Annotated in this window: 4 protein-coding genes; 1 reads left to right on the plus strand and 3 read right to left on the minus strand. The window is 63.0% G+C overall.

Features of this window, described 5'->3' with window-relative positions; genetic code table 11:
• The first annotated feature begins 451 nt into the window (after window positions 1-451).
• Window positions 452-1,189, plus strand: coding sequence for a hypothetical protein (locus AC4PWQ_RS00925; protein WP_371152603.1), 738 nt, complete (start codon window positions 452-454; stop codon window positions 1,187-1,189).
• 69 nt (window positions 1,190-1,258) lie between these two features.
• On the opposite strand, the gene AC4PWQ_RS00930 is transcribed toward AC4PWQ_RS00925, so the two are convergent.
• The 3 genes from AC4PWQ_RS00930 to AC4PWQ_RS00940 are packed head-to-tail and all read right to left on the minus strand — an operon-like array spanning window position 1,259 to window position 5,237.
• Complete coding sequence (locus AC4PWQ_RS00930) at window positions 1,259-3,175, minus strand: ABC transporter ATP-binding protein/permease (protein ID WP_371152604.1); 1,917 nt, start codon at window positions 3,173-3,175, stop codon at window positions 1,259-1,261.
• Entirely contained in the window at window positions 3,172-4,431 is a 1,260-nt protein-coding gene (locus tag AC4PWQ_RS00935; protein ID WP_492089504.1) for a peptidoglycan-binding domain-containing protein, read from the minus strand. Before AC4PWQ_RS00935 ends, AC4PWQ_RS00930 begins: the two co-directional genes overlap by 4 nt.
• Entirely contained in the window at window positions 4,431-5,237 is an 807-nt protein-coding gene (locus AC4PWQ_RS00940) for a hypothetical protein (RefSeq protein ID WP_371152606.1), read from the minus strand. The genes AC4PWQ_RS00935 and AC4PWQ_RS00940 overlap by 1 nt, the downstream gene beginning before the upstream one ends.
• Window positions 5,238-5,619: the final 382 nt, after the last annotated feature.

Consider the following 5,619-nt stretch of genomic DNA (forward strand, 5'->3'; position numbering starts at 1 on the left):
CGGACGCGCCGGAGGGGGCGGGTTGTCGCCTGGGCGGGGTTTAGTGGCTAAGCTGGCGCTAATGCAGCTAATGCGTTAGCAAAGGGCCGGCGGTTTTCGCCCCTCCAAGTTGCCAGTTTCTGGTCCTTTCACGCCTGAGTAGTTTTGGTGGTGAAACGTGACTAAACGGCAGGTGCGTTTTGTTTACGGTGCAGTCGGGGCCTGCCTGGCCCTGGCGGCCTGCGCTCCGATTGGTGCTAAGGAGGAGTCCGGGCAGGCGCCGCCCGCGCCGGTAGTGACACCGACGTCTGCGCCATCAGTCATGGTCGCTTCGGGTGAAGCGGCTGAGGCTAGCAGTGGTGGTACTGGTGCTGGTGGAGGAAGCGGGGGTGCTGCCGCAGGGGATGTGCAAAAGGACATCTCTACCTGGGCGTTGCCGTTAGACCGCTGGCGGTACCCTCACAATGAGGTGATGGCCGCTGAAATCTGGGAGCGCATGCTGACCAAGTGCATTAACGCTCGGGGCGTTTCATATGTTGCGCGCTGGAACTCGTCTGCTCCTTTCGCTGAGGATACTCCTGGTGGAATCTATGCAGATCGCCTTTTTAATGAATCCATTGCTAGGAAGTATGGTTATCGTCCTGCCCCTGACCCGCAAAATCCGTGGACGGAGGAGCAGCTCCGGGCCGGGGATGGCCTGGTGGGCCAGCCGGAGGTTCGCAAAGCGTGGGATCAGTGCATGCCAACTGCCAACCAGGAGTTCGAAAAGCGATTTGGCGGGCCTCCATTCGATACCTCAAATAACTTTCCCGCCTGGGGAGAGCTGAATCGGATGGGGCCGGATGAGAATAGTCCTGAGGCTGTGGCTGCGGCGCAGCGGTGGCGTGAGTGCATGGCGCCGCTGGGCATTCCTGATCTGCCCGAGCAGCCATTCGCTAAAACTAGATACCACATTCCGGAGACGCTTCAGCAGCGCTTTGATTGGTATCCGGGTGGTCAGCCTGGTGCGGAGGAGATTGAGTTTGCGGTGCACGATGCGCAGTGCCGTGTCTCTTCTGGCTGGGACCAGACCCTTTATGAGGACGAGTGGGCTAAGCAGGAAGCGTTTGTCAACGCCCACCGCGCCGAGCTGGACGCGGCAGCTCAACAATCGGAACAGGATGCCATTAAGCTGCGCGTCTTACTGGCAGAGGTCCAGGCGGAAAAGTAGCCGCTCCCCGGACGTGGTTTGGGTGTCGCCTGGCTCGTGATGCCCGCGCAGGCGGGCGCATCGAGGACGTCAAGCCCGCAGGGCATCCGATGGCTGGATACGCGATGCTCGGAAGGTGGCCAGCAATCCCCCCAGGAAGCCCACCACGATCCCGCCCAGCACACCCAAACCAACCGAGTTGGGGTCCAGCACCGGCTGCCAGCCGCGTGCAATTGTTACTCCCAGGATCGCCACGATGGAGACGTAGGCTCCGATTGCCCCGCCCAGCACACCGATCACTACGGACTCGGCCATGACCAGGGCACGGATGTGACTGCGGCGCGCACCGATAGCCCGGCGTAACCCGAACTCCCCGATCCGTTGGAAGACGGCATTGGTCATCGCGTTGGTAAGGGAAAGCACTGCGGCTAGCAGCGCAACCCCGGTCAGGGTCCAGAGCATTACCGAGAGGTTCGATTCGATCTCCCCGCGCAGGCTACGCGGATCGGGGGGAACCATCACCGCTATGCCGTTCTTGGCGGTGGGAATCCACGCTGCGGGAGCCTGTCTGCCCACCGAGGCGGCAGAGCCGGGCTGCACCCGCAACTCCGCGTTAGCGGAATCGGCTTTTTCGATGGTCGCAGCTTCAGACTCCAGCATCAGCACCGATTCAAGCAACTGCACGTTCAATCCCGCGTCCTCTAGGACACCCACGACTCGCCAGGCTGTCCCGTCTACCCAGAGTGCGGGCGAGGCCTGGAGCGGGCCCATCTGGATGCTCTTGGCCAGGTTGGCACCCACCACCACCTCGCCGGGGCCAAGCTGCTGCCCCGGTTTCAAACCCCTCACCGTCACGATGTCACCAGGCAGCGACCCATCCGTGACACCCACCAACGGGGGTTCAGCCTGAGAAGGAACACCGGGCCGCGTGGAGGCGCTTACTCCTCCCCGCGCCACCCACGTCATGGCGGAGGTGACTCCAGCCAGTTCCCGCAGCCGGTGCAAAGAATCCACAGATCCCGCCCAGTCAAAGTGAGCGCCTTCGTAGTCGAATGGTCCCGCCTGCATCGACACACGCTTGTTCTGGGCAGCGTCGAATATATCCGAGACCTGGTAGCGGGCGCTCAGGGCGAGCCCGTTTGTGGTGATGGCCAGCGCAACTCCCATTGCCACGGCCGCCACCAACCCCCACGTGCGTGAGGCCTTGGACCACAACCCCTGCCAGGCGTCCATGAGCGCGTCTAGCAGACGAACCTGCGAGTCTTTCCCGCTCGCGGGGGCGGTCTGTGCTGCCTCACCAACTGGCGGTGAACCGGGCGCAAGCGCGTGCGCAGACGCGGGCTGCTCGGAGACGTGTCCGTCGAGGACGTGTACCCTCCGCTTGGCGCGGGCGGCCAAAGCCGGGTCATGGGTGACCACGATCAGCGTGGTCCCGGTGGCGTTTAGCCTCTCCAGTGTCTCGATCACCACCTGGCCGCTCTTGCGGTCCAGGTTTCCGGTGGGCTCGTCAGCAACCAGCACGGGTGCCCCGGAAACGATGGCGCGCGCGATCGCCACGCGCTGACGCTCACCACCGGAGAGGGTGTCTACGCGCTGAGCGCTCTTGTGGGATAGCCCAACGAACTCCAGTGCCTCTAACGCTGCCGACTCCCGCTCCTTGGCGCCTATACCGCGATACAGGCTCCCAAGGGCAACATTGGCCAGTACGCTTCGCCCGGGCAACAGGTGAAAAGACTGGAAGATGAAGCCGAAGTTCCGGCTGCGCAACCGGGCGCGCACGTGATCAGGCAGGGTTGTGGTGGCAACGTCGTCCACCAAATAGGTGCCTTGCGTGGGCACGTCCAGCAAAGCGATCTGGTTGAGTAGGGTGGACTTGCCGGAGCCCGAGGGGCCCTCTATGGCCACGTAGTCACCCTGCTCGATCACCAAATCCACATCGGCAAGCGCAACCACGGGGGCTTCGCCCGCAAATGTGCGGCCGACTCCGCGCAGTTCTAGGTGGGTCACTCGAAGTCCACCCGCACCTTGTCACCGGGGGCGATGCCGCCCTCGACCGCGCACAGGCCCGCCACGCACCTGATCTCCCTAATGGCAGTCTGCTCAAAGGCGCCCTGGACCTGCTTGAGCACCCAGGTTCCCCCGGCCACGTCTACCGCGATGGCGCGTTGCGGCACCAGCAGGGCGCCTTTAAGCGGCTCGAAGAAGTCGATGGTGACCAGAGGCGGGTCTCCCTGCGCCCACTCTGCCGGCACGGCCCCGGAGAGCGGGGCGAGTTCCACTACGGTGTTGCTGGAACCGGGTGGCCCCTGCTCGGCGGACTGCTCGTCCGCCTCCTGTTCCTTTATCGAAGCAATCTTCACCGCCAGCTGCTGCTCGCCAACTGCGGCGCTTCCCGTCATTCCCACTTTCAAGCGAGCGGCCTGGCCGGCAGGCATTTGTACCTTGAGATGAACGTCGCTACCACCGACGATGAAGAAGGCGTTCTCCGCAGTCAAGGTTGTTCCGGTGGCGATTGCCTCGCTGACCTGGAGTGGTAGCTCCGGCAGCACCAACAGTTCGCTGGCACGCACCACCACTTCCGTCTTCGTGCTCGCAGGCGCAGGCGGGGCAGCCACTTGGGGAGCTGTGGTTTCCCCCTGCCCGCCCTCGGGACGGGTACTGGCCTTCTCCCCTCCTGACGGTGGATTTCCCACGCCCGGTTGAGGGGCGGGCGCGGGAGCCTCTGCCACCGGTCGGGTCACGGCGGCAGATCCGCGCTGCTGGTACATGTCCTTCACGCAGGCAGCGGTGTAGGGGCCAAACTCTCCCTCCGCGCTGATGTCGTAGCCCAAGGCCTGCAAGGCGCGCTGCAGCTGGCGGACGTCCTCACCCTCATCCCCCTCCGCCATGTCGCGGTAGAACGGGAAAGCCCCCGGAAGCGCGATGAGTGGACGGTCGTTTACCCAGGTGACAACGGAACCGGCTTGAAGTTGCTGGCCAGCGCCCGTTCCCTGAGCGGTAATGACAGCCGCGCCAGCGGGAATGGGGATGGTGAGCTTCTTTTGGGCCGCTCCCGTGACCTCCGCGCGTGCAGTGAGCTGTTCCTTCAAGTCCCCCTTGGCGACCGGCACCACGACTGGTTGGGCCAGTGGGGCCTGCGCGTTGGCCTCTCGTTGCGCAGGCGATTGAAAGCGGGTAGCCAGCATCCACGTGGCCACCACCAGCAACACCGCCACCGCTACCGCCCCCAGGGGCAAAACCCAGCGCTTCAAACTGCTCCTCACTACTTCTCTGCCTGCACCTCTGCCAACAAGGCACGCAGCTTAATGGCATCCTGTTCTGATTGCTGAGCTGCCGCGTCCAGTTCAGCGCGGTGGGCGTTGACAAACGCTTCCTGCTGGGCCCACTCGTCCTCATAAAGGGTTTGGTCCCAGCCAGAAGATACACGGCACTGCGCATCGTGCACCGCGTACTCGATCTCCTCCGCACCAGGCTGGCCACCGGCATACCAATCAAAGCGCTGCTGAAGCGTTTCCGGAATGTGGTATCTAGTTTTATCGAATGGCTGCTCGGGCAGATCAGGAATACCCAGCGGCGCCATGCACTCACGCCAGCGCTGCGCCGCAGCCACAGCCTGCATACTGTCCCGATTCACCCCGACACGGTTTAGGTCAGCTATCCCGGAAAGCCGGTTTGAGACATCAAGCTGTGATTCCCCATATCGGGCTAGAAATTCTTCGCTAGCTGGTTCCATGCACTTTTTCCACTCATCCCGAAGTGAGGAATTGCCTGCAAAGCCATCCCCTGCCCGCTGCTGTTCCTCGGTCCAGGGATTCTGTGGATTGGGGGCGGGGCGATAACCGTACTTCTGGGCGATTCTCACGTTGAAGAGCCGATCGGCCAGCTTGCCTGTAGGTGCATCTTCTGGGAAAGGCGCAGAGGAATCACGATTCACTTTTCGCTCTGTGATTCCGTTACTCCACATGCACTTGACCACCATGCGTTCCCAGATCTCCAGGGACATTGCGTGGTTACTCGGGTAGAGCCAGCGGTCTAACGGCAGCGCCCGGGTGGAGATGTCCTTTTGCACATCCCCTGCGACAGCACCCCCGTTTCCTCCACCAGCACCAGTACCACCACTGCTAGCCTCAGTCGCTTCACCCGAAGCGACTACGCCTGATGGCGCAGACGTCGGTGTCACCACCGGGGCGGGCGGGACCTGCCTGCCCTCCTCCTTGGCACCAATCGGAGCGCAGGCCGCCAGGACCAGGCAGGCCCCGACTGCACCGTAAACAAAACGCACGTGCCGTTTAGTCACGTTTCACCACCAAAACTACTCAGGCGTGAAAGGACCAGAAACTGGCAACTTGGAGGGGCGTAAACCGCCGGCCCTTTGCTAACGCATTAGCTGCATTAGTGCCAGCTTAGCCACTAAACCCCGCCCAGGTGGCAACCCGACCCCCACCGGCGTG

The sequence above is a fragment of the Buchananella sp. 103232 genome (assembly GCF_058725725.1).